The 22,168-nt window shown below is 71.6% G+C and carries 18 protein-coding genes; 2 read left to right on the top strand and 16 right to left on the bottom strand.

Going from position 1 to position 22,168, the window contains the following annotated elements; genetic code table 11:
• Positions 1-7: 7 nt before the first annotated feature.
• The 4 genes from MTBUT4_RS09040 to MTBUT4_RS09025 all read right to left on the bottom strand — a co-directional run bounded on the left by MTBUT4_RS09040 (position 8) and on the right by MTBUT4_RS09025 (position 7,588).
• The gene (locus MTBUT4_RS09040; RefSeq protein WP_173979354.1) at positions 8-2,905 is read right to left on the bottom strand and encodes a molybdopterin oxidoreductase family protein; all 2,898 of its coding nucleotides are present in this window, start codon (positions 2,903-2,905) and stop codon (positions 8-10) included.
• A 209-nt stretch (positions 2,906-3,114) separates the two neighbouring features.
• Positions 3,115-3,717 carry a cytochrome c gene (locus MTBUT4_RS09035; RefSeq protein ID WP_173979353.1) on the bottom strand — a complete coding sequence of 201 codons (603 nt, stop codon included), beginning with the start codon at positions 3,715-3,717 and terminating at the stop codon, positions 3,115-3,117.
• Between the two features lie 70 nt (positions 3,718-3,787).
• A complete protein-coding gene (locus tag MTBUT4_RS09030) occupies positions 3,788-6,712 on the bottom strand; it encodes a chemotaxis protein CheB (protein ID WP_173979352.1) in 2,925 nt (974 codons plus the stop codon).
• A 90-nt stretch (positions 6,713-6,802) separates the two neighbouring features.
• A complete protein-coding gene (locus tag MTBUT4_RS09025) occupies positions 6,803-7,588 on the bottom strand; it encodes an enoyl-CoA hydratase (protein ID WP_173979351.1) in 786 nt (261 codons plus the stop codon).
• A gap of 82 nt (positions 7,589-7,670) precedes the next feature.
• Between MTBUT4_RS09025 and MTBUT4_RS09020 the strand changes: the two genes are divergently transcribed.
• On the top strand, positions 7,671-8,084 hold the full coding sequence (locus MTBUT4_RS09020) for a PaaI family thioesterase (protein WP_173979350.1): 414 nt from the start codon (positions 7,671-7,673) through the stop codon (positions 8,082-8,084).
• Positions 8,085-8,091: 7 nt separating this feature from the next.
• On the opposite strand, the gene MTBUT4_RS09015 is transcribed toward MTBUT4_RS09020, so the two are convergent.
• Positions 8,092-8,307, bottom strand: a complete 216-nt coding sequence (locus tag MTBUT4_RS09015) for a hypothetical protein (RefSeq protein WP_173979349.1) — start codon at positions 8,305-8,307, stop codon at positions 8,092-8,094.
• Positions 8,308-8,452: 145 nt separating this feature from the next.
• Between MTBUT4_RS09015 and MTBUT4_RS09010 the strand changes: the two genes are divergently transcribed.
• The gene (locus MTBUT4_RS09010) at positions 8,453-10,480 is read left to right on the top strand and encodes a bifunctional diguanylate cyclase/phosphodiesterase (RefSeq protein WP_254434797.1); all 2,028 of its coding nucleotides are present in this window, start codon (positions 8,453-8,455) and stop codon (positions 10,478-10,480) included.
• 10 nt (positions 10,481-10,490) lie between these two features.
• On the opposite strand, the gene MTBUT4_RS09005 is transcribed toward MTBUT4_RS09010, so the two are convergent.
• From MTBUT4_RS09005 to MTBUT4_RS08955, 11 genes are all read right to left on the bottom strand, one after another.
• Complete coding sequence (locus MTBUT4_RS09005; protein WP_173979348.1) at positions 10,491-12,692, bottom strand: nitric oxide reductase activation protein NorD; 2,202 nt, start codon at positions 12,690-12,692, stop codon at positions 10,491-10,493.
• Positions 12,693-12,706: 14 nt separating this feature from the next.
• The gene (locus MTBUT4_RS09000) at positions 12,707-13,513 is read right to left on the bottom strand and encodes a CbbQ/NirQ/NorQ/GpvN family protein (protein WP_173979347.1); all 807 of its coding nucleotides are present in this window, start codon (positions 13,511-13,513) and stop codon (positions 12,707-12,709) included.
• A gap of 80 nt (positions 13,514-13,593) precedes the next feature.
• Complete coding sequence (locus MTBUT4_RS08995; RefSeq protein ID WP_173979346.1) at positions 13,594-14,388, bottom strand: general secretion pathway protein GspK; 795 nt, start codon at positions 14,386-14,388, stop codon at positions 13,594-13,596.
• Positions 14,372-16,456, bottom strand: coding sequence for a type II secretion system secretin GspD (gspD, locus tag MTBUT4_RS08990; RefSeq protein ID WP_173979345.1), 2,085 nt, complete (start codon positions 16,454-16,456; stop codon positions 14,372-14,374). The genes MTBUT4_RS08995 and gspD overlap by 17 nt, the downstream gene beginning before the upstream one ends.
• 77 nt (positions 16,457-16,533) lie before the next feature.
• Positions 16,534-16,977: a hypothetical protein gene (locus MTBUT4_RS08985; protein WP_173979344.1), complete on the bottom strand. Its 444-nt coding sequence runs from the start codon at positions 16,975-16,977 to the stop codon at positions 16,534-16,536.
• Complete coding sequence (gene gspM, locus MTBUT4_RS08980) at positions 16,974-17,510, bottom strand: type II secretion system protein GspM (RefSeq protein WP_173979343.1); 537 nt, start codon at positions 17,508-17,510, stop codon at positions 16,974-16,976. The genes MTBUT4_RS08985 and gspM overlap by 4 nt, the downstream gene beginning before the upstream one ends.
• A complete protein-coding gene (locus tag MTBUT4_RS08975) occupies positions 17,507-18,340 on the bottom strand; it encodes a PilN domain-containing protein (RefSeq protein WP_173979342.1) in 834 nt (277 codons plus the stop codon). The genes gspM and MTBUT4_RS08975 overlap by 4 nt, the downstream gene beginning before the upstream one ends.
• The gene (locus MTBUT4_RS08970; protein WP_173979341.1) at positions 18,337-18,876 is read right to left on the bottom strand and encodes a prepilin-type N-terminal cleavage/methylation domain-containing protein; all 540 of its coding nucleotides are present in this window, start codon (positions 18,874-18,876) and stop codon (positions 18,337-18,339) included. The genes MTBUT4_RS08975 and MTBUT4_RS08970 overlap by 4 nt, the downstream gene beginning before the upstream one ends.
• A gap of 2 nt (positions 18,877-18,878) precedes the next feature.
• A complete protein-coding gene (locus tag MTBUT4_RS08965; RefSeq protein WP_173979340.1) occupies positions 18,879-19,226 on the bottom strand; it encodes a prepilin-type N-terminal cleavage/methylation domain-containing protein in 348 nt (115 codons plus the stop codon).
• Between the two features lie 5 nt (positions 19,227-19,231).
• On the bottom strand, positions 19,232-20,440 hold the full coding sequence (locus MTBUT4_RS08960; RefSeq protein ID WP_173979339.1) for a type II secretion system F family protein: 1,209 nt from the start codon (positions 20,438-20,440) through the stop codon (positions 19,232-19,234).
• Positions 20,441-20,444: 4 nt separating this feature from the next.
• Complete coding sequence (locus MTBUT4_RS08955; RefSeq protein ID WP_173979338.1) at positions 20,445-22,091, bottom strand: GspE/PulE family protein; 1,647 nt, start codon at positions 22,089-22,091, stop codon at positions 20,445-20,447.
• Between the last annotated feature and the right edge of the window lie 77 nt (positions 22,092-22,168).

The raw sequence follows: 22,168 nt of genomic DNA, 5'->3' as shown, positions 1-22,168 counted from the left end.
GTTTTCCTCACGCCTTGCGCTTGCCGGCGAAATACGAGCGCACACGGGCGCCGAAGCCGGTCTGCCCGGGCGCCTTGGCCAGCGGGTCGAATTGCGGGAAGCTCTCGGCCGGCTCGTCGGCGCCGGCCTTGGTGATGCGCACGCGCACGTCGTACCACGCCGCCTGCCCGGTGACCGGGTCGGAATTGGAAACGTGGCGGCCGCCGATCATGTCGGGCAGTTCCTCGGAAATGACGTGGTTGAGCAGGAAGCCCTTCTTCGCCTCGTTGGCGTCGGGTCCCAGGCCCCAGGCGCCGGCGGCCTTGCCGATGGCGTTCCAGGTCCACACCGTGCCGGGCTCGACCGCCTCGGTGAAGCGGGCCATGCAGCGCACCTTGCCCCACGGGCTTTCCACCCACACCCAGTCGCCGTCGTCGAACTTGCCGGCGGCGCCCACCGACGGGTGCACCATGATGTAGTTGTGGGTGTGGATCTGGCGCAGCCAGGCGTTCTGCGAATCCCACGAATGGTACATGGCCATGGGGCGCTGGGTGATGGCCGACAGCGGGAACTTGCTGGTGTCGGTCTTCTGCCATTCCAGCGGCGCGAAATAGAAGGGAAGCGGATCGAAGAACGCCTCGACCCGGTCGCGCATGTGCTCGGGCGGCTGCTTGCCCTTCCACCGGCCCATGGCGGCCAGGCGGAACTTCTGCAGCACCTCGGAGTAGATGTGGATGTTGATGGGGTCGAGATAGCGCACCAGGCGATGGCGCTGGGCCCAGGTCAGGTAGCCCTTGTTCCAGTTGCGCATGTACTGGTAGCTGCGCGGCAGCTCGTAATGGAAATGGTTGTTGTTGCGGGCGTACATCTCCCACTGGCTGGGATTGGGCTCGCCCACCAGGAACTTCTCGCCCGACTTGCCGCGCCAGCCCGACAGGAAGCCGATGCCCGACCCCGGTTCGGTCTCGAAATTGACGATGAAGTCGGGATAGTCGCGGAACTTGCGCACGCCGTCCTTGGTGACGAAGGCGGGCAGCTTCAGCCGGGTGCCCAGCTCGATCAGCACGTCCTGGAACGGCTTGCATTCGCCCAGCGGCGGCATGACGGGAACGCGCACCGAATCCACCGGCCCGTCGAATTCCGAGATGGGACGGTCGAGGATGCTCATGACGTCGTGGCGCTCGAGATAGGTGGTGTCGGGCAGCACCAGATCGGCGAAGGCCACGGTCTCGGACTGGAACGCGTCGGCGACGACGATGAACGGGATCTTGTACTCGCCGTTCTCGTCCTTGTCGGTCAGCATCTTGCGGATCTCGGCCGTGTTCATGGACGAGTTCCACGCCATGTTGGCCATGAACAGGAACAGGGTGTCGATCTTGTAGGGGTCGCCGCGCCAGGCATTGGTGATGACGTTGTGCATCAGCCCGTGCACCGACAGCGGGTATTCCCACGAGAACCCCTTGTCGATGCGCAAGGGCTCGCCGTTCTCGTCCACCGCCAGGTCGTCGGGCTCGGCCGGCCAGCCCAGCGGGGTGCCTTCCAGCGGGTGGTTGGGGCGGATGGCGTGATTGCCCTTGGGCGGCTTCGGGCAGGGCGGGATGGGGCGCGGGAACGGCGCCTTGTGGCGGAAGCCGCCGGGGCGGTCGATGGTGCCCAGGATGCTCATCAGGATGGCGAGCGCCCGGATGGTGTGGAAGCCGTTGGAATGGGCCGCCAGGCCGCGCATGGAATGGAACGCCACCGGGTTGCCGGTGATGCTCTCGTGCTCCTTGCCCCAGGCGTCGGTCCACGAGATCGGCAGCTCGATGCGCTGGTCGCGGGCGGTCACCCCCATCTCGTGGGCCAGCCGGCGGATGGTGGCGGCCGGAATGCCGGTGATCCCCTCGGCCCATTCCGGGGTGTAGTCCTTGACCCGGTCCTTCAGCAGCTGGAAGGCCGGCTTGACCGGGGTGCCGTCGCGCATCTTGTAGGCGCCGAGCAGGCGGCCCTCGGTGCCCTCGGTGCGGGCCAGCACCGGCTTGTCGCTGGCGATGTCCCACCACATGCGGTCGGGCACGTCGAAGGTGTCGGGCCGCACCGGCACGTTGGCGTCGCGCACGAACATGCCGAAATAGTCGCTGTCCTCGTTCAGGTTCACCAGCTCGGCCGAGTTGGAGTACTGCATCAGGAACTCGCGGTCGAACAGGCCCTTCTCGATGATCTCGTGGATGAAGGCCAGCAGCAGGGCGCCGTCGGTGCCGGGGCGGATGGGCACCCACTCGTCGGCGATGGCGGCATAGCCGGTGCGCACCGGGTTGATGGCGATGAAGCGGCCGCCGGCCCGCTTGAACTTGCCCAGCTCGATCTTCAGCGGGTTGGAATGGTGGTCCTCGGCGGTGCCGATCATGATGAACAGCTTGGCGCGGTCGAGATCGGGGCCGCCGAATTCCCAGAAGCTGCCGCCGATGGTGTAGATCATCCCGGCCGCCATGTTGACCGAGCAGAAGCCGCCATGGGCGGCGTAGTTGGGGGTGCCGTACTGCTTGGCGAACATGCCGGTCAGCGCCTGCATCTGGTCGCGGCCGGTGAACAAGGCGAGCTTCCTGGGATCGGTCTTGCGGATGTGCTCGAGCCGCCCGCCCAGCATGTCGAAGGCCTCGTCCCACGAGATCGGCTCGAAGGCGTTGGTGCCGCGCTCGGCCCCGGCGACGCGCCGCAGCGGCCTGGTCAGGCGGGCCGGCGAATACTGCTTCATGATGCCCGACGAGCCCTTGGCGCAGATCACGCCCTTGTTCAGGGGATGGTCGGGATTGCCCTCGATGTAGCGGACCTCGCCGTCGCGCAGATGGACGCGGATGCCGCAGCGGCAGGCGCACATGTAGCAGGTGGTGGTCTTGACCTCCGCTCGGCCGAGCTCGGAGTCGCGGGTGGTGACGGGATCCCTCATGGCCTGCTCCTGGACGCTGCCCTTTTTCCCGGCCGGGGGGCGGTGGCGGAGGCAGCGCGGCCGGAACCGCCCCGGCGCGCCTGGCCGGAGGGCGTCTCCCTCGCGTTCCCTGTCCCTGTCCCTCGGCCCTTGGGGCCTTTTGAAGAGGGACAGATTAGATAAGGGATGGCTAATAAATCAATGCTTGTTTCTGTGTGGGTATCGCCAGCCTATTCCAGCCCGCCGATATAGGCGGCCACCGCCTTGATCTCCAGCGTCGTCAGCTTGTTGGCGATGGCGTGCATGATCGACTTGTCGTTGGTGCGCGAGCCAGAGACGAACTCGCCCAGCTGGCCTTCCACATAGGACGGGTGCTGGCCGGCCAGGCGCGGCAGCTGGTCGGTGCCGTGTCCGGCCTCGCCGTGGCAGCTGGCGCACGGCGCGATGCCCGAGAACGGGTTGCCCTGGCGGAACACATAGCGGCCGACGGCGGCCAGTTCGGTGTTCAGCACCTTCTTCGACTTGGCCGGCTTGGCACTGAAATAGGCGGCGAGGCCGGCGATTTCGGCATCGCTCAGGTCCTTGGCCATCTCGTTCATGGTGCCGGTGCGCCGCCCGTCGCGGAAGTCGCGCAACTGCTTGATCAGGTAGGTCGCGTTCTGGGCCGCCAGGCGGGGATAGACGGCGGTCGCCGCCTCGCCGTCGACGCCGTGGCACAGCTGGCAGCGTTCCGAGACGATTTCCCTGACCCGGGGATCGGGTTCGGCCGCCGCGGCGGGGAGCCACATCAGGGTCACTGCCGCCGCCAGTGCGGCGCACCATCGCTTCGCCATCTCCGGACTCTCCCCCACACTCAGGCGGGAAAAGTCTAGGCAGACCCGGTGGCGCGGGAATTGACCGCCGTCAAGAGGCGGACGAGCCGCCGCGGCTGACCAGGACGTGGCTGATGACCAGACCCATATGGGCGATGGGGGCGGCGTTGAGGATGCCCAGGCGCATCTGGGCCGGCGGGCCGCAGGCGTAGTCGATGCTGAAGCGGTCGCGGCGGCCGGCCAGGATGTCGCTCATGCCCTCGGAGACGCGCAGGCCGGGATCGCCGCCCGCGCCGGGATAGTCGCGGCAGGCGGCCAGGAAATCCTGTCCCCGCGGAGTCCCGGCGAGGTTGACGAAGCCGGCCCGGGCGGCGGCGTCCCAGGCGGAGTTGGTGAAGGTGACGATACCGTTGGGATCGAGCACCGCGACCTGTTCGGGCAGCGCGTCGATGACCGCCTGCAGGCGCTGCTCGGCCTGCTTGACCTCGGTGACGTCGACGAAGGTGACCACCACGCCGGCCCGCTTCTCGTGGTCGCCGCCGGCATCGGTCAGGTACGGCAGCAGCCCGACCAGAACGAAGCGGTTGCCGGTCGCCCGCACCTCGTGCTGGGTCGCCCGGCCGGTGCGCAGCACCTCGCGGATGTCCTCCAGCATGCCGGGATATTGCAGGTTGGTAGACAGGTGCGCGAACGAGCGCCCGACATCGCGCGGGATCAGGTTGACGCAGGCGGCGGCGGCGGGAGTGAAGCGGCGCACGATGAGGTTGGTGTCGAGGAACACGGTGCCCAGGTCGGTGGCCCGCAGCAGGTTCTCGATATCGTCGGAAACCCGCGTCAGTTCCTCGATCTTCGCCTCGTACTGGGAATTGAGGGTGAACAGTTCCTCGTTGACCGATTGCAGCTCCTCGTTGGTGCTCTGCAATTCCTCGTTGGAGGCCAGCAATTCCTCGTTGGACGCCTGCAGCTCCTCGTTCGAGGTCTCCAGTTCCTCGACCGTGGCCTGCAGCGATTCCTGGCTGGTCTTGAGGTCGTGTTCGAGGGTGCGGATGCGGTCGCTGGCGTCCGCCCCGGCGTCGAACCGGGCCGGTTCATCCCCGGTCGTGGCGGCGGCCTGGGGAATGATGGCCAGCAGCGCGTAACGCTTGCCGCTCTGCTGCACGAACGGACGGACCTTGAGGGTGACCAGCTCGATGCCGCCCGGCGCGTTGTAGGGAACCGAGGCGTATTCGATCTCCTTGCCGTCGCGCAGCGCCTTGTGCAGGGCCGAGCCGGCCACCGTGGCCAGGGCGCTGGGCAGCAACTTCATGACGTCCAGGGTGGCGTGGCCGGGCGGCACCCGCAGGAAGCGGCTGCCGTCGCCGAACACATGCAGCAGGTCGCCACGGTCGTTGAGCAACAGCGCCGGCGGCGCGAAGGTCTCGATCAGCAGGCCCAGCCCCTGGTCGATGGCCATGTCCTCGTCGCCGCCCAGCCCGGGATGGCGCGGCCGCGGCACCGCCGCCGCCGCCGCCGACGCCGACGCCGACGCGGTGGGCAGGTTGCGGATGATGCCGTCGGGCAGGCTGGCGCCGGTGGAGACGGTGCGGAAGACCTTGTGCTTGACGTCGATCACCGCGTATTGCGCCGCCAGTTCGCCCAGGCTCTCGCTGGAGCCGAGGAACAGGAAGGCGCCGCGGTTGAGCGCGTAGTTGAACAGCGACAGCACCCGGCGCTGCAGCACCGGCTCCATGTAGATCAGCAGGTTGCGGCAGCTGACCAGGTCCAGCTTGGTGAAGGGCGGGTCCTTCAGGATGTTGTGGCGCGCGAACACGATCATCTGGCGGATCTGGCGGGCCACCGCCCAGCGGTCGCCGCGGGCGATGAAATAGCGTCCCTTGATGTCGGCCGGCACCTCGGCCAGGGCACTGTCCTCGTAGACGCCGAGCGATGCGATCTCGATGGCGTCGCGGTCGAGGTCGGTGGCGAAGATCTTCACCTCGACCAGCTTGCGGGTGCGGGCGATCTCCTCGGAGAACAGGATGGCCATGGAATAGGCCTCCTCGCCGGTGGCGCAGCCGCACACCCAGACCCGGATGGTGTCGCGCTCGCCGGCCCGCTCGACGATCTGCGGGATGACCTGGTCCTTCAACACCTGGAAGGCCTCGGCGTCGCGGAAGAACTTGGTGACGCCGATCAGCAGCTCCTTGTAGAGCTGGCTGGCCTCCAGCGGCGAGCGCCGCAGCAACTCCACGTATTCGGGCAGGGTCGCCACCCGGTTGATCTGCATGCGCCGTTCGACCCGGCGGTTGATGGTGCCGACCTTGTAATCGCCGAAATCGACGCCGGTCTCGCGCTTCAGCACCGAGGCGATCTCGGCGAAGGTCTCGGGCGGCACGTCCTCGCTGCGCGGCCGCGGCAAATGCGGCATGGAGCGGCCGGTATGCTCGACCAGCACTTCGGCCACCAGTTCGGGCGGCACGACGTGGTCGGCTCCGCCCGACTGGATGACCGAGCGCGGCATGCCGTCGAACTTGGCGGTGTCGGGGTCCTGCACCACCACCAGGCCGCCCGCCGCGCGGATGGCGGCGACGCCGCGGGTGCCGTCCGAGCCGGTGCCCGACAGGATCACCCCCGCCGAACGGGTGCCGCAGGACTCGGCCAGGGATTGCAGGAAGATGTCGATGGGCAGCGCCAGGCCGGCCATGGCGGTCGGCGTCTTGGCCGACAGATGCAGGCGGTTGCGGGCGATGGTGACGGTCTTGCCCGGCGGCAGCAGATAGACCACGTCCTCCTCGACCGGGGCGCCGTCGGCCATCTCGCGCACGTCGAGCACGGTGTGCTTGCCCAGCAGCTCGACCATCATGCTCTTGTGGTCCGGCGACAGGTGCTGGACGACGACGAAGCACAGCCCCGACGCCGCCGGCACCGGCTCGAACATCTTCTGCAGTGCCTCGAGGCCGCCGGCAGACGCGCCGACCCCCACCACCAAAGGTCCCTGTCGCTGCTTGCGCCGGGACGCCCCCTTCGCGGCCGTCATGCCCTTTTCCTTCCAGAAGGAAATGGAAAGCGGAACTCCCCCGTATTTAAGGCGCGCCGGGGTTGCTCTTCAAGCCATCCTGTAGTCGGATCAGCACCCGCGCCAGATCGGGGTGCGTTTTTCAAGGAAAGCATCGACGCCCTCCTTGGCGTCCTCGGCCATCATGTTGGCGGTCATGACCTCGGCGGCATAGGCATAGGCGGCATCCAGATCCATCTCTGTCTGGCGGTGGAACGCCTCCTTGCCCACCTTCAGCGTGTGCGCCGACTTGGACGCCAGCAGGTGCGCCGTCCCGGCCACCACCGCATCCAGCTCGGCCGCCGGCACCGCGCGGTTGACCAGTCCCCAGGCCTGGGCGGTGGCGGCATCCACGGCGTGGCCGGTCAGCAGCATCTCCATGGCCTGCTTGCGCCCGATCGCCCGCGACAGCGCCACCATGGGGGTGGAGCAGAACAGGCCGATATTGACCCCCGGCGTGGCGAACTTCGCCCCTTCGGCGGCGAAGGCGAGATCGCACGAGGCCACCAGCTGGCAGCCGGCCGCCGTCGCCATGGCGTGGACCCGCGCGATCACCGGCTGGCGCAGCCGCACGATGCGGGTCATCAGCCGCGCGCACCGGGCGAACACCGCCGCCACCTGGTCGCGGTCCTCCAGGGCCCGCATTTCCTTGAGGTCGTGGCCGGCGCAGAAGGCCGGGCCGTTGGCCGCCAGCACCACCACCCGCACCGCCGGATCGGCCTCGAGCCGGGCCAGGGTCTCGTCGAGCGCCGCCATCAGCGCCATGGACAGCGCGTTGCGGGCACCCGGGCGGTTGAGGGTGACGGTGGCGATTCCGTCGGCGATCTCGCTCAGCAGCATGGGCTCGGCGGCGGACATGGCGGCTCCCTTGAGTTCGGCTTCGTTCTGCCCGAAAGTGTGGCCCGCGCCGTCCCGCCGATCAAGCCGCGAGAGCCAGACCATGCCCGCCCTTACCGTCCAGTCCTTCAACGCCGACTTCCTGGCCAAGGTGCCGCTGGCGGTGCACCTCGCCATCCGCGCCGAAAGCCTGGGAAAAGGAGCGGCCCGCCTGGTGATGCCCTACGGGCCGCACCTCGCCCGGCCGGTGGAGACGGTCAGCGGCCCGGCCATGATGACCCTGGCCGACGTCGCCCTGTGGGCGGCGGTGCTGACCGTCGCCGGCCCCAAGGAGATGGTGGTCACCACCAACCTCAACGCCAACTTCCTGCGCAAGGCGGGAGCGTCGGACATGGCCGCCGAGGCCAGGGTGCTGAAGATGGGGCGGCGCCTGGCGGTGGCGGCGGTGGAGCTGATCGCCCTGCCGTCCGACGACCTGGTCGCCCACGCCACCGCGACCTACGCCATCCCGGAGTGACGACCCTTTATTCCAGTCCCTGCGGCCGCACCTGCAGGTGGCCGGGGCTGGCGGCGGTGAGTTGCAGCGCGATGGTGCCGTTGCCGCTGCGCACCAGCAGCTCGGCGCACCACGAGCCGTCCTCGAGCTGGATCGGCGCGCTGATCTCCACATGGCTGACCGCGTCCACGTCCATGCTGATGCTGTGGTTGTCGCGAAAGGAAATGGCGGCGACGGTCTTCATGCGCACTCTCCCCGGGGCAGGCCTACAGCGTCGCGCAACACCACCGGCGCGTCAACCGGCGTTCCCGGTGCCAACCATCATCCGGCTTCCCTTTCGCCGACGGGATGTGCGTAAATGAACGGCTTTTAAACCGGATGACAACATCTTGCGACAACGCCCGAGCATCAGCATCACCCGCTTCGTCCTGCTGCTGTCGGTCACGGCGACGCTGCTGGCCATCGGTGTGGTGACGCTGGTGTCCTCGCATGTCCGCGAGCGCTCCATCCACGACCTCGCCCGCGAGGAGGCGCGCCAGACCTCGACCCTGGTGTTCGAGGCGCTTTATTCCGCCATGCGCAAGGGCTGGAGCAAGCAGGAGGTGTCCGAGATCGTCGCCCGCCTGCAGGCGGCGCTGCCCGATCTTACCGTGCGGGTGGTGCGCGGCAGCCCGGTGATCGAGCAGTTCGGCGAGATCGACAACGACCTCGCCATCACCGCAGGCGACCCCCTGCTGCAGCGGACCTTCGCCGCCGCCACCGAGAGCTTCGTCACTCAGGACGACAGCATCCGCTACCTCTATCCCCTGGTGGTGCGCGAGGAATGCCTGGCCTGCCACACCCAGGCCAAGGCGGGCGACGTCAACGGCATCATCGACATCGTCTATCCGGTGCAGAACCTGAAGGTGTCGCTGGATTACCTGCTGGGCACGGTGCTGACCTATTTCCTGGTGATCCTGGTGCTGCTGTCGCTGGCGCTGTGGATCAAGCTGAAGCTGTTCGTCGCCCGCCCCATCGCCAACATGGTCACGCTGATGCAGGACATCATCCTGCGCACCGACCTCAGGCGGCGGGTCAAGACCACCGGCTTCATTTCCGAGGTCGCCGACCTCACCGAATACTTCAACCGCCTGCTGCGCACCGTCGAGGAATACCAGGCTCGGCTCGAGGATTTGTCCATCCGCGATCCGCTGACCCGCCTCTACAACCGGCGCAAGCTGGACGAGTTCCTCGACCACGAGATCGACCGCGGCGAACGCAACGGACAGGCCTTCTGCCTGGTGCAGATCGACCTGGACGACTTCAAGTCCATCAACGACACCTTCGGCCACCCGGTCGGCGATCTGCTGCTCAAGGAGCTGGCGAGCACGCTGCTGGCCGACACCCGGCGCACCGACGTCACCGCCCGCATGGGCGCCGACGAGTTCATGGTGCTGCTGCCCGAGACCGACCTCGCCGAGGGCCTGGCGGTGGCCGAGAAACTGCGCCAGGCCATCGCCGACACCACCCTGGGCCTGCCGGTGGGCGGCGTGCGCATCACCGCCAGCCTGGGTGTGGTGAGTTTCCCCGAGAACGGCGCCGACGCCCGCAAGCTGGCCATCGCCGCCGACGTCGCCACCTACAAGGCCAAGCGCGGTGGCAAGAACCAGTGCGCCAGCCTGGCCGGCGGCGATGATGCGACCGCCACCAGCTTCGACAAGGGCGAAATGGTGCGCACCGCCCTGGCGGAAGGTCGCCTGGTGCCGTTCTTCCAGCCCATCCTGGCGACCCGGGACCACGGTATCTTCGCCTACGAGGTGCTGGCCCGGGTGGTGGACGGCGAGCGCCAGGTCAGCGCCGGCGACTTCATCGAATCGGCCGAGGAACTGGGCCTGGCCGCCAAGATCGACGAGGCGGTGTTCTCGCGGGCGCTGAAGGTGCTGGCCTCCGGCGCCCTCGGCGACGCCCGCCTGTTCATCAACCTGTCGGCCCGCACCCTGGCCGACCGCGACCGCATGATGGGCATTCCGGCCCGCCTGAAGGCGGCCGGGGTGGCGCCGTCGCGCATCGTGCTGGAGATCACCGAGCGCGAGGCGCTGCCCCAGTTCGCCGAGGTGGTACGCCTGATCAACGACCTGCGCGCCCAGGGGCTGGCCTTCGCGCTGGACGATTTCGGCTCGGGCTTCTCGTCGTTCCTGTACCTGAAATACATCACCGTCGATTACGTCAAGATCGAGGGCTCGTTCATCCGCCACATGGTCACCGACGAACGCGACCGCATCATGGTCGAGCACATCCATTCCATGGCCCGGCGCTTCGGCCTGGTCACGGTGGCCGAGTTCGTCGAGGATTCGGAAACCATGGACCTGCTGAAGGCCATGGGCATCGACCTCGCCCAGGGCTACCACCTGGGCCTGCCGGTGGCGAAGGCGAGGTAGGCCCCGCCCCCTACTTGGTCAGGCTCAGAAACAGCCGGGTCAGCTTCTCGGGCAGGCGCTCGACCTGATCGACCACGGCGAAGCCGGAGGGGCCGAAGACGTCGGCGATGTAGGAATCGGCCTTGGCGTCCAGGGTCATGCACACGGTGGCGATGCCCTTGGCGCGCAGCTCGGTCACCGCCACGTGGGTGTCGGCCTTGAGATAGTCGTCGTCGTCGACGTCGATGTCGGCCGGCTCGCCGTCGCTGACCAGCAGCAGCAGCTTCTTTTCCTCGCGCCGCGCCGCCAGTTCGGCCCCGCCGTGGCGCAGCGCGGCGCCCATGCGGGTGGCGAGGCCGGCCTGCATGGCGGCCAGGCGGCCCTTGGGCAGCGCCCCCCACGGCTCGGCGAAGTCCTTGTAGTGGACGTAGCGCACCTCGTGCCGGCTTTTCGAGGCGAAGCCGGCGATGGCGAAGGAATCGCCCAGGGCGCCCACCGCCCAGGCCAGCAGGCTGACCGCCTCCTGCGCCACGTCCAGCAGCGTGCGCTCGCTTCCCGGCATCTTGTCGTTGATGGATTGCGACAGATCGAGCAGCAGCAGCACGGCGATGTCGCGGCCGTCCTTGATCTGGCTCTGATAGACCTTGAGATCGGGCACCGAGCCGGCCTTGAGGTCGACCAAAGCGGCGATCACCTGGTCGAAATCCAGCTCGTCGCCCTCGGGACGGCGGCGCACGCGGCGGCGCTGCTGCGGCTTCAGGCGATCGATGACGCGGCGGATGGCCTTGGCGGTGGCGGCGTGGCGCTCCAGCAGGCGGTCGATGGCGGTGCCGTCGCCGGGGGCCTGGACGGCCTGGTAGACGGTGGTCCAGTCGGGCCGGTAGTCCTTCGCCTTGTGGTCCCATTCCGGGTAATGGACCGGCAGGAACAGCCCGTCCTGGCGCACCGGGTCCTCGGTGCCGTGGTCGGAATGGAAGTCGTCGGCGGTCTCGATGCTTTCCAGGAAGCGCCAGATGTAGCGGTTGTCGTCGCGGTAGGGGACGATGGTGTCCTCGAACCAGATGCGCGGGCTGCCGAAATCGGGGGTGCGGATCTTGGCCAGGCAGATGCGCCCCAGCTCGGTGGAGATCTCGGGATTCTCGGGGTCGGCGGCGAAGCGGACATGGAACTGCCCGGCCCAGTCCAGCACCTTGGGATCGGCGTAGCCGTGGCCTTCGGGGTCGAGGATGGCGCGCGAGATCATCGCCAGACGGTGGCGGATCGGCGACCAGCCCTCGGGCACCGCGCCCTCCTTCGGGTGCGGATGCAGCGCCAGGAACAGCCGCTTGAGGCCGGGATGGCGGCGCATGGCCAGGGCCTCGACGCGGGAATCCTCGAACAGCTCCACCGCCAGGTGCTGCCACTGGCTGAAATTGTCGGCGATGTAGGGCCGGCTCCACAGCTTGTGGGCGGCCAGGTGGGCGAGCATGGCGCGGTAGCGGTCGATGGCCGAGACCCCGCCCGCATCCTCGAGCAGATCGGGCAGGTGCAGCCCCAGCTTGTCCAGGTGCGGCGCGGGCTGGCGGCTGGCGCCGTAGGGATGGATGTCGATCTCGAGATCCCAGAAGGCGCGCAGGGTCAGGCGCAGCTCGCGGTCGCGGTCGGCCAGCAGGGTGCCCTTGCGCTGGCGCTGCAGCACGGCATTTGAATCGGCGGTGCCCAGGGCGAAATAGGCGGCCGCCTGCCACGGCTGGTCGCGGTAGCCGGTGACGCCGAAATCGACCCAGGCGGCCAGGCCTTCCAGGTTGACCTGCTCCAGCACGTGGGGGGTGGCGGCCAGCAGCGGCGCGGTGCCGGGGCGGGCCAGGTTGGCCACCCGGGTGACCAGGCGGAACCAGGTGCGCATGGCGGCGCCGTCGTCCAGGCGCCGGGCCACCGCCGGCAGCACCGCCAGGAAATCGCGGTGGACACGGAGATCGGGCACCGCCGCCAGATAGAGGGCGGTATCGGCGGCGGCGGCGATCATCCCGGCGCCGGCGCGGCGGGCCAGCTCGGGCGTCGCCTCCAGGAAGGTGACCAGCACGTCGGCATCGCGCAGGGCGCGCCAGATGCGGCCGCCGGTGTCGAGCCAGGCCTCGACCTCTTCCGGGCGCAGCACCGCCTCGGCCGCGGCCAGGGCCGGCGCCAGCACGCCGGCCACCGCGTCGAGGTCGCAGCCCAGGCGGGCCTGGGCCGAGGCGGGGTCGAGAGCCATCGCCTGCGCCTCCGTCAGGCGAAGGCGAGGTCGAAGGCGTGCCCCAGCATGGCGCGGATGTCGGGATCGTCGGTCAGCGGCTTGGACAGCGCCATGGCGCAGGCCTGCTTCGGCGCAACACCTTCGGTGATCAGGCGGGCGGCGTAGACCACCAGGCGGGTCGAGGCGCCCTCGTCGAGGCCGTGACCCTTCAGCGCCCGGGTGCGCGCCGCCACCTCGACCAGGCGGCGGCAGGCGTCCATCTCGACCCCGGTCTCGCGGGCGACGATCTCGGCCTCGACCTCGGCGGCGGAGTAGTCGAAGTCCATGGCGGCGAAACGCTGCTTGGTCGACTGCTTCAGATCCTTCATCAGGCTCTGGTAGCCCGGGTTGTACGAGATCACCAGCTGGAAGTCGGGATGCACCTTGACCAGTTCGCCCTTCTTGTCCAGCGGCAGGACGCGGCGGTGGTCGGTGAGCGGATGGATCACCACCACGGTGTCCTGGCGGGCCTCGACCACCTCGTCGAGATAGCAGATGGCGCCCAGCCGGGCGGCCACCGTCAGCGGACCGTCCTGCCAGCGGGTGCCCTGGGAATCGATGAGATAGCGGCCGACCAGATCCGAGGCGGTGATGTCCTCGTTGCAGGCCACGGTGATCAGCGGGCGCTTGAGGCGCCAGGCCATGTGCTCGACGAAGCGCGACTTGCCGCACCCGGTCGGGCCCTTCAGCATCACCGGCAGGCGCTGGCGCCAGGCGGCCTCGAACAGGGCCACCTCGTCGCCGACGGCGCGGTAATAGGGTTCGGCGTCGATCAGGTACTGGGCGGCGGCGTTGGTCATGGCATCCTCGGTCGAAAATGGTAGCACCACCATACGCGAATCCGGGGTGCCTGAAACCTCCCTCGGTGGGCGGGTAGGTTCTACCCACCCGGCGGCGCCCGACGCCACTCCAGCACCACCACCGGGTGGGCTGGATCGCCGGTCAGACGCACCGTGGCGAAACGAACGAACTCGAGCCCGTCGCGGTCGCGCCCCGTCGAGCGGATGGCGAAGACCCGCCGGCGCGAGGGGCGGAACGGTCCCTCGGGCAGCAGCGCCGCCAGTTCCCGCGACACCGCCGGGTCGAAGCCGCGCAGGCGGGTATGGACGGTGAGCACCGGCGCCAGGCGCGCCGCCAGGCCCGGCGGCATGCCCAGCACCCGGTCCAGTTCCGCCACCATGGCGAAGGGGCGGTTGCCCGGCGGCGGCAGGCCGGCGCGCTGGTAGGCCTCGGCCTCGGCGCCCGAGGGCCGCGCCAGATCGTCGGCATCGGCCCAGTCGAGGATGCGCGCGGCCAGCGCCTCGGCCTCGGCGGGGGACAGCCCGGACGCCGTCAGCAGCCGGCGCCAGGTGTCGGCATCGGCGAAGTTGACGTCAAGGCGGCCGCCCTCGTCCACCGCCACCGCCTCGGCATGGCCGCCGTCGAGGTCGAGGCGCACCGGCTCGGCCTCGGGCCGGACCATGGCATCGGCGGCGGCGGCCACCAGCCGCGCCACCGCCAGATGGGCGCCGGCATCGGCCAGGGCCTCGGCGCGGGCGGCGGCGGCCAGGCGATGGGCGTGGCGCAGCCGGGTCTCGGCCACCATGCCGATGGCGGCAGCGAGCAGGCCCAGCACCGCCAGCCCGGCCAGCACCATCAGCAGGGCGAAGCCCCTGGCGTCATTGCCCCTTGCCATAGGCGCCCTCGACCGCGCGCATGCGCCGGCGCAGTTCCTCGGTGACGGCGCGCGCCTCGATGGGGCTGCGGATGATGCGCGGGGTCAGCATCACCAGCAGCTCGGTGCGGTCCACCGTCTCGTTGGTGGCGCCGAACAGGAACCCCAGCAGCGGGATGTCCTTGAGCAGCGGAATGCCGGAGCGGCCGTTGCGGGCGCGGTCGCGGATCAGGCCGCCCAGCGCCACCGTCTCGCCGGTATCCACCGCCACCCGGGTCGCCACCGCCCGCTGCTGGATGGTGGGGGCGTCGATCCCCGAGGTGCTGGTGGAGACCACGTCGCTGACCTCCTGGCGCACCTCCATGGTGACGGTCCCGGCCGAGCTGACATGGGGCGTGACTTCCAGGATGACGCCGGTGTCGCGGAACTGGATGGTGTTGACGATGGGCGCGCCGGGATCGGTGACCGAGACCGCCGACTGCACCGGCACCGGCACCTGGTCACCGACCTGGAGGCGCGCCGTCTCGTTGTCCAGCACCACCAGCTTGGGCGCCGAGACGACGTTGACGTTGGTGACGCTGGACAGCGCGTCCAGCACCACCCGGATGTCGCCGTTCACCGCCAGGGCGGCGAAGCCGGGGAATTCGGCCGTCACCGCGCCGGAATTGGCGCGGCTCAGGGTGTTCTGCAGCACGCCGGTCTGGAAGAACCATTGCAGGCCGTAGCGCAGCTGGTCGGTCAGGGTGACCTCGGCGATGGTGGCCTCGATCAGCACCTGCATGGGAACGCGGTCGAGCTCGCGCAGGGCCTCCTCGATCAGCCGGAAGTCGCGGGCCGAGGCGTAGATCACCAGCGAATTGGTCTTCTCGTCGGCGGTGACCCGCACCGGGCCGCCGCCCGTCACCTTCAGCTCGCGGGCGGTGGCCGCCGCCGCCGCCGGTGGCGGCGCCGGTTCCGGCAGGGACGAGGCGCGCATCTCGCCGCGCTGGGCGACGATCTGCACGTTGCGGGCGGCCGGCGCCACCGCCGCCACCACATCCACCGCCGGCTCGGGGCTGAAGATGTTGCCCAGCAGGCGGGCCAGCGGCCCGGCGCGGCCGTGCTGGACGCGGTAGACGAACAGGCGCTGCATCTCGTTGCGGCCGGTGCGGTCGAGCTGCTCGACCCAGTCGCGGGCCTGGGCCAGGCGGTTGGGCCGCGAGGCGATGATCATCACCGAGCCCAGCCGCTTCAGCGGCACGAAGCGGACGGTCCCCGCCAGGGCGCCCGTTTGGCCGCCGAACATGCGCTCCAGTTCTTCGACCATGGTGTCGGCGTCCACCGCCGTGACCGGCACCAGCCCGAAGGACATGCCCTGCAGCCAGTCGACGTCGAAGATGCGCACCGTCTCGACCATGTTGTCGAGCTCGGCCTCGGTGCCGGTCAGCAGCAGGATGTTGCGCCCGTCGCCCAGGGCGGTGACCTGATCGGCGGGCACCAGCGGCTCGAGGATGCGCCGCATCTCCTCGGCCGAGACGAAGTCCAGCGGCATCACCCGAAGGCCGTAGCCGCCGCCGGCATCGCCGCGCCGCCGCGCCATGGCGCGGATGCCGGTGCGCCCCTTGGCCTCGGCCAGCGGCACCACCCTGAGCACGCCGCCGCCATCGACCAGGGCGGCACCGTTCATGCGCAGCACCTCGCCCAGCAGGCGGGCCAGCTCGGCCTTCGGCACCGGGCGGGCGGTGCGCAGGGTGAGCGTGCCCTTGACCGCCGGATCGACCACGAAGGCGGCGCCCAGGATGTCGCCCAGCACCGTCTGCACCACCTCGCGGATGTCGGTGTCGGCGAAATCGACGCTGACCTCGCCGCCGCCCTCCTCGCGCACCGGCGGCGCGATGGCGGCGGGGGCGCGGACGAAGCGGCCGCTGCCGGGCTTCAGGATCGGCTCGGGCGCGGCCGGGCGCGGCGGCGGCGCCAGCACGGTGGCGGGCTCGGCCGTCACCGCGGAATCGGCGGTCGCGGCGGGCGGCGGCGGCGCTGGCGCCTCGGGCGGAGGGTGGCCGCCGCAGCCGGCGGGCAGCAGCAGCGCGAGCAGGAGAAGGCGACGCATCCGGTCTCGGGCGGTTCAGGTGGAACGGGCCCAGAGAGTACGGGGCATGGGCGGACGGCCCCAGCCGGCCATCGGCCCTAGGACCGACGGGCCGTGCGCGGCACGACCAAGGACAGGGTGAGCCCGTCCCGGCTCAGGGACGCGGTGCCGGGGGCGACGGCGTCGAGGCGCCAGCCGGCCAACGCGCCGCCCTCGGCCAGACGGTGGATGCGGGTCTCGCCCTTGCGCCGCAGCAGCGCCAGCCGCCGCTCCCCGGCCAGCGCCACCCCGACCAGCTCCAGCTCGACCGCGGCGGCGGCGGCGGCGGCCGGGGCGGCGGGGCGGCGGGTCGGCGCGAACAGGGGACGCTCCACCATGGCGGCGAAGCGCGCCGCCGGCGCCGTCTCGGGCCAGGGCAGCGGCGGCAGCGCCTGCGGCGGCGGGGCGCCCACCGGGTCCGGTGCGGGACCGCCGTCGTCGCGCAGCAGCAGGAAGGCGGCCAGGGCGGCGGCGAGGGTGGCCAGAACCGGCATGGTCTTCATGGCGTCGCCTCGGCGAAGCCGGCGACGTCCAGGTGGATGTCGAGGCGCCCGCCGCCGCCGGCCGGGGCGCGCACCTCCAGCCGATCCACCGTCAGCGGCGGACGGGCGGCATCGATGGCGTGCAGCACCGCGCGCAGGGCCGCCAGGTCGGCGCCCAGGCGGGCCCGCACGGCGATGCGCGTGAGGCCGCCGGTGGATGCGGCGGGCAGCGCCTGGGTGCTGATCAGGGAGCCGCCGGCCTCGGCCACCGCCGCCTTCAGGGTGTTTTGCAGGGCGGCGGCGGCCAGCGCCTCGCTGCCGCCGGGCAGCAGCAGGCCGCCGGCCCGGCGCCGCGCCGCCAGCGCCTCGCGCTGCTCCGCCAGCTCCGGCGCGGCGGCGGCGGCCGTCTCCAGGCGCCGGGCGGTGGCCTCGGTGGCGGCCAGCCGCGCCTCGCCGTCCCGCCACGCCGACAGCAGCGCCGCGCCCACCGCCAGCGGCAGCGCCGCCGCCACCACCGCCAAGGCCAACGCCGCCGCCGCCCGCGACCGAATCATGGTTTCTCCCCCTGCCAGCGGGCGGCCAGGGCGAAGCGGTCGCCGACGCCCGGGTCGCTGCTGACCGGGGCGCGGAAGACGGCAGCCTCGAACAGCGGCGAATCCTCGACCAGCCGCAGCACCTGGCCGGCAGCGGCGGCGGTGGCGGCGAATTCCAGGCCCTCGGCGGTAAGGGTCAGGGAGTGCAGCCAGCAATCGTCGGGCAGCAGGACGGACAGCGCCTCGACGGTTTCCAGCGCGGTGGGACGGCCGCCGCGCCCGACCGCCAGCCGTTCCGCCGCCAGCAGCCCGTCCACCTGGCGGCGCTGCCGCTCGGCGGCGGCGGCGGCGGCCCGCGCCGTCTCCAATTGCTGCTCGGCCGCCGCCTGCCGCCCCGCCTGGCGCTGGAACGGCAGCACCAGCGCCGCCACCGCCAGCGCCGCCACGACGGCGAGGGCAATGCCGGGCCGGCGGCGGCGGCCGCGCATCAGGTCGATGGCGGCGGGCAGCCCCTCGACGCCGAGTCTCCCCCGCCCGGCCGCCGCCTCCGCCCTTGCCCGGGGCGCCGCCGCCAGCAGCACGACCAGATGCCCGCGGGCGGGGTCGCGGCGCTCGACCAGGGCGTCGAAGCACAGCTGGTCGGCGGTGAACGGGGTAAGGCGGTCCATCTCGAATTCCAGCACCCGGCGCAGATCCTGTTCGGCGGCCAGCGGCAGGGTCAGGCGGCGCACCAGCGCGGAGTCGCGCGGCAGCAGCGGGCGGGTCCGCCCGAGACGCGCCAGGCCGGGCGGCACCAGCGCCGCCAGTTCGCCCTGCCACCAGGCCAGGAACCGGCGCAGATCGGCCCTCATGGCGGCACCAGGGCCGGCCATTCCACCACCGGAGCGGCCATCAGCTCGCGGCGCGGCAGGCGGGCATCGGCGAAGCCCAGCCCGACCCGCACCAGGCGCGGCAAATGGAGCGGATCGTCCCACGACCGCGTCCAGCCGGCGGCACCGAGATAGGCGAACTCCACCGCCCGCACGTCCTTGAGCAGACGGCGCTCGGCCGCTACCCCGCCCTCGGGCGGCACCGTGATCAGCACCAATGCGCCGCCGCGCCGCTCCACCGCGACCCGCACCAGCGGCGCGCCGGGGTCCGGCGACGCGGCGAGGAAATGCATGCTGTCCGGCCCGCCGACGAAGCCGGCCGCGTCGGGGGCCTCGGGCAGCATCTGGGCGAGGTGGCGGCGCAGACTCTCCATCGCCACCTCGGGGCCGTTGGCGGCCACCGCCCGCCAGCCCCGCTGCAGGGTGGCGGTGGCGGCGGCCAGGATCAGGCTGGCCAGGGCCGCCAGCGCCATGGCCGCCAGCACCTCGATCAGGGTGAAGCCGGCCTGCCTGGACATGGTCAGCCTCCCCGTCCGCGCCGCAGGGTGACCAGGCGCACCCGCCCGCCCGGGCCGGCATCGGCCACCACGGTGAGTCGCACCGTTCCGTCGGGGCCGGGCTCGGCCCGCAGGCTCCAGGCGGCACCGCCGGGCAGGCGGCCGCCGCGGCGGCCCTCCTCCGGCACCGCCTCGGCCGCCGCGGCGGCCAGCACCGAGCGCGCCGCCTCGACGGCGCGGCCCAAAGCGCGGGCACGGGCGACGCCGTCCAGCGCCCCGGCCGCCGCCTGCAGCACCGCCGCCAGCCCCGCCGCCAGGATGGCCATGGCGACCAGCGATTCCAGCACGGTGAAGCCGTCGCGGCCGGTCATGAAATTCATCCCGGCAGGTCGTAGACGGACAGCAACGCCGACAGCACGGCGGCGATGATGGCGGCGACGGCGGCGCCAAGGACCACCGTCAGCAGCGGCGTCGCCAGACCCACCAGCCGTGCCGTGCTCTCCTTCAGCTCGGCCTCCAGCATGTCGGCGGCGCGTCCCAGCATGGCATCCAGCCGGCCGGTCTCCTCGCCCAGGCGCACCAGCTGCAGCGCCATGGGCGGCAGCAAATCGAGGCGGGCCAGCGGCTCGGCCAGGCCCTGACCCTCCTTCAGCCCCGCCGCCAGCTCGTCCAGCCGGCCCCTCAGCGCCCGGTTGCCCAGCACGTCGGCGACGATGGCCAGTGCCGCCAGCGGCGTCACTCCGTTGCCCAGCAGCGCCGCCAGGGTGCGGGCGAAGCGGGCGGCCTCGGCGCGGCGGACCAGTCCGCCGATGCCGGGCAGGGTCAGCACCAGGGCGTCGAAGTGCAGGCGGCGGCCGGGATCGTCGAGGGCGCGCAAGGCCGTGACCGCCGCCGCCGCCAGGCCCAGCAGCGCCGCCCCGCCCCAGTCGCGCACCAGCTCGGAGCCGGCCATGGCGGCCCGCGCCGGCCACGGCAGGCGGTCGCCGGCCTCGGCGAACATCGAGGCGAATTGCGGCAGCACCACCGTCGCCATGACCGCCATGATGGCCACCGCGGTCGCCAGCAGCACCACCGGATAGATCATGGCGGTGGCGAGCTGGCGCCGCGCCGCCTGGACCCGGTCGAGGTATTCGGCGAGGCGGGCCAGCACCGGGGCCAGGGCGCCGCCGGCCTCGCCGGCCCGCACCATGGCGATGGCGGCGGCGGGAAACAGCCCCGGCTCGGCGGCCAGGGCATCGGCCAGGGTGGCGCCCCCCTTCAGGCGCTCGCGGGCCCGCGACAGGGCGGCGCGGGCGGCCTCGTCGGCGGCGCTGGCGGCGGCGAAGTCCAGCGCCCGGTCGAGCGGCAGCCCGGCCTCGGCCAGGGTGGCGAGCTGGCGCACCGCCAGCGGCAGGGCGCGCGGATCGGTGCGGCGCCCCAGCCCCGCCGCCAGACGCTGGATCACTCCGCCGGCCGGCCGCAGGGCCAGCGGCACCTGCCCCAGGGTGCGGAAATGGGCCAGCGCGGCGGCGCGGTCGGCGGCGTGCAGCACGCCCTCGCCCACCTCGCCCTCTTCGGTCAGCACGCGGTAGCGGAAGCCGGGCATCGGCTCAGGACTCCCCATCGCCGGTCAGGCGCAGCACTTCGGCCAGCGAGGTCACCCCCGCCAGCGCCTTGGCCAGCCCGTCCTCCAGGATCGGCCGCATGCCCTCGGCGGCGGCGGCGCGGGCCAGGGCGGCGGCGTCGGTGCGGGCCAGCACCAGCCGGCGCAGCGGCTCGGTCAGGGTCAGCACCTCGATCACCGTGGTGCGGCCGCGGTAGCCCGAACCGCCGCATTCGTCGCAGCCCACCGGGCGCCACAGGCGGACCGGCCATTCCAACCCGAGACGGGCCGCCAGCTCGGGCGCCGGCTCATAGGGCTGGCGGCAGGCCGGGCACAGGGTGCGCACCAGCCGCTGGGCGGCGATACCGCTCAACGCGCTGGCGATCAGGTATTCAGGCACCCCCATGTCGAGCAGGCGGGCGATGGTGCCGGCGGCCGAGCTGGTGTGCAGCGTCGACAGCACCAGATGCCCGGTCAGCGCCGCCTGCACGGCGATCTCGGCGGTCTCCAGGTCGCGGATCTCGCCGATCATCACCACGTCGGGATCGTGGCGCAGCACGCCGCGCAGCACGGCGGCGAAATCCAGCCCGATGCGCGGCTGCACCTGGATCTGGGTGATGCCGGCCAGGTGGTACTCCACCGGGTCCTCGACGGTCACCACCTTGGCCTCGCTGCGGTCCAGCTCGCTCAGCGAGGCATAGAGCGTGGTGGTCTTGCCCGAGCCGGTGGGGCCGGTGACCAGGGCGATGCTGTTGGGCCGGGCCAGCAGGGCGCGCCAGGCCGCCAGCGGTTCGCCGGCCAGGCCCAGCGCGGCCAGGTCGAGGGCCACCGCCGAACGGTCGAGGATGCGCAGCACCACGCTCTCGCCGTGGATGGCCGGCAGGGTCGAGACCCGCAGATCGACGTCGCGGCCGCGCACCGACAGCCGGGTGCGGCCGTCCTGGGGCAGCCGGCGCTCGGCGATGTCGAGGCGGGCCATGATCTTGATGCGCGACACCACCGCCGCCAGCAGCCGGCGCGGCGGCGCCTCGGCGGGGCGCAGCACGCCGTCGACGCGCAGGCGCACCACCGGCTCGGATTCGGTGGGCTCGATGTGGATGTCGCTGGCCCGCTGGTCCACGGCGCGGGCGATCAGGGCGTTGACCAGGCGGATCACCGGCGCCTCGGCGGCCAGGTCCTTGAGGCGGGCGACGTCCTCGATCTCGGCGGCGGCATCGGCCGCCTGGACCGGCGCGGTGCCGCCGTAGAGGCGCTCGATGGCGGCCTCGATGTCGGTGGGGGTGGCGACCAGGGAGACCACCGGGCGGCCGGTGGCGTGGGCGATGGCGGCCACCGGATAGTCGTCGGCGGGGTCGGCCACCGCCACCAGCAGCACGTCGCCGTCCTCGCCCACCGGCACCGCCCGGACCTCGCGCAGGAAGCGGGCGGGCAGCGGCACCACCGGCGCCTCGGGCCAGGTCCGGGCCAGCTCGAGGCGGTGCAGCCGGGCGAGCAGGCGGGCGGTCTCGGGCTCGGGCACCAGCCCCAGGCGGGCCAGCACCAGCGGCAGCGGCTCGCCGCTCTCGGTGGCCAGCAGCATGGCCCGCTCCAGCCGGGCGGCATCCAGGCAGCCGGTCTCGATCAGCAGGCGGGCGAGGTCGGCATGGGCGGTCATGGCGCTCCCGGCGGCAGGTGACGACCGCCCCAGGCTAGGGGAAGCGGCGCCCGCCGGGGGAGGCGCAGAGGGGGTGG

This window comes from Magnetospirillum sp. UT-4 (assembly GCF_902729435.1).
Taxonomy (GTDB): Bacteria; Pseudomonadota; Alphaproteobacteria; order Rhodospirillales; family Magnetospirillaceae; genus Magnetospirillum.
Note: the sequence above shows the minus strand (reverse complement) of the source record. Positions and strands in the feature narration are given on the sequence as shown.

Bases quoted from the DNA above. Each gene is read 5' to 3' on its own strand.
- MTBUT4_RS09040 (WP_173979354.1), bottom strand. From the start codon at position 2,905: ATGAGGGATCCCGTCACCACCCGCGACTCCGAGCTCGGCCGAGCGGAG.
- MTBUT4_RS09035 (WP_173979353.1), bottom strand. From the start codon at position 3,717: ATGGCGAAGCGATGGTGCGCCGCACTGGCGGCGGCAGTGACCCTGATG.
- MTBUT4_RS09030 (WP_173979352.1), bottom strand. From the start codon at position 6,712: ATGACGGCCGCGAAGGGGGCGTCCCGGCGCAAGCAGCGACAGGGACCT.
- MTBUT4_RS09025 (WP_173979351.1), bottom strand. From the start codon at position 7,588: ATGTCCGCCGCCGAGCCCATGCTGCTGAGCGAGATCGCCGACGGAATC.
- MTBUT4_RS09020 (WP_173979350.1), top strand. From the start codon at position 7,671: ATGCCCGCCCTTACCGTCCAGTCCTTCAACGCCGACTTCCTGGCCAAG.
- MTBUT4_RS09015 (WP_173979349.1), bottom strand. From the start codon at position 8,307: ATGAAGACCGTCGCCGCCATTTCCTTTCGCGACAACCACAGCATCAGC.
- MTBUT4_RS09005 (WP_173979348.1), bottom strand. From the start codon at position 12,692: ATGGCTCTCGACCCCGCCTCGGCCCAGGCCCGCCTGGGCTGCGACCTC.
- MTBUT4_RS09000 (WP_173979347.1), bottom strand. From the start codon at position 13,513: ATGACCAACGCCGCCGCCCAGTACCTGATCGACGCCGAACCCTATTAC.
- MTBUT4_RS08995 (WP_173979346.1), bottom strand. From the start codon at position 14,388: ATGGCAAGGGGCAATGACGCCAGGGGCTTCGCCCTGCTGATGGTGCTG.
- gspD (WP_173979345.1), bottom strand. From the start codon at position 16,456: ATGCGTCGCCTTCTCCTGCTCGCGCTGCTGCTGCCCGCCGGCTGCGGC.
- MTBUT4_RS08985 (WP_173979344.1), bottom strand. From the start codon at position 16,977: ATGAAGACCATGCCGGTTCTGGCCACCCTCGCCGCCGCCCTGGCCGCC.
- gspM (WP_173979343.1), bottom strand. From the start codon at position 17,510: ATGATTCGGTCGCGGGCGGCGGCGGCGTTGGCCTTGGCGGTGGTGGCG.
- MTBUT4_RS08975 (WP_173979342.1), bottom strand. From the start codon at position 18,340: ATGAGGGCCGATCTGCGCCGGTTCCTGGCCTGGTGGCAGGGCGAACTG.
- MTBUT4_RS08970 (WP_173979341.1), bottom strand. From the start codon at position 18,876: ATGTCCAGGCAGGCCGGCTTCACCCTGATCGAGGTGCTGGCGGCCATG.
- MTBUT4_RS08965 (WP_173979340.1), bottom strand. From the start codon at position 19,226: ATGACCGGCCGCGACGGCTTCACCGTGCTGGAATCGCTGGTCGCCATG.
- MTBUT4_RS08960 (WP_173979339.1), bottom strand. From the start codon at position 20,440: ATGCCCGGCTTCCGCTACCGCGTGCTGACCGAAGAGGGCGAGGTGGGC.
- MTBUT4_RS08955 (WP_173979338.1), bottom strand. From the start codon at position 22,091: ATGACCGCCCATGCCGACCTCGCCCGCCTGCTGATCGAGACCGGCTGC.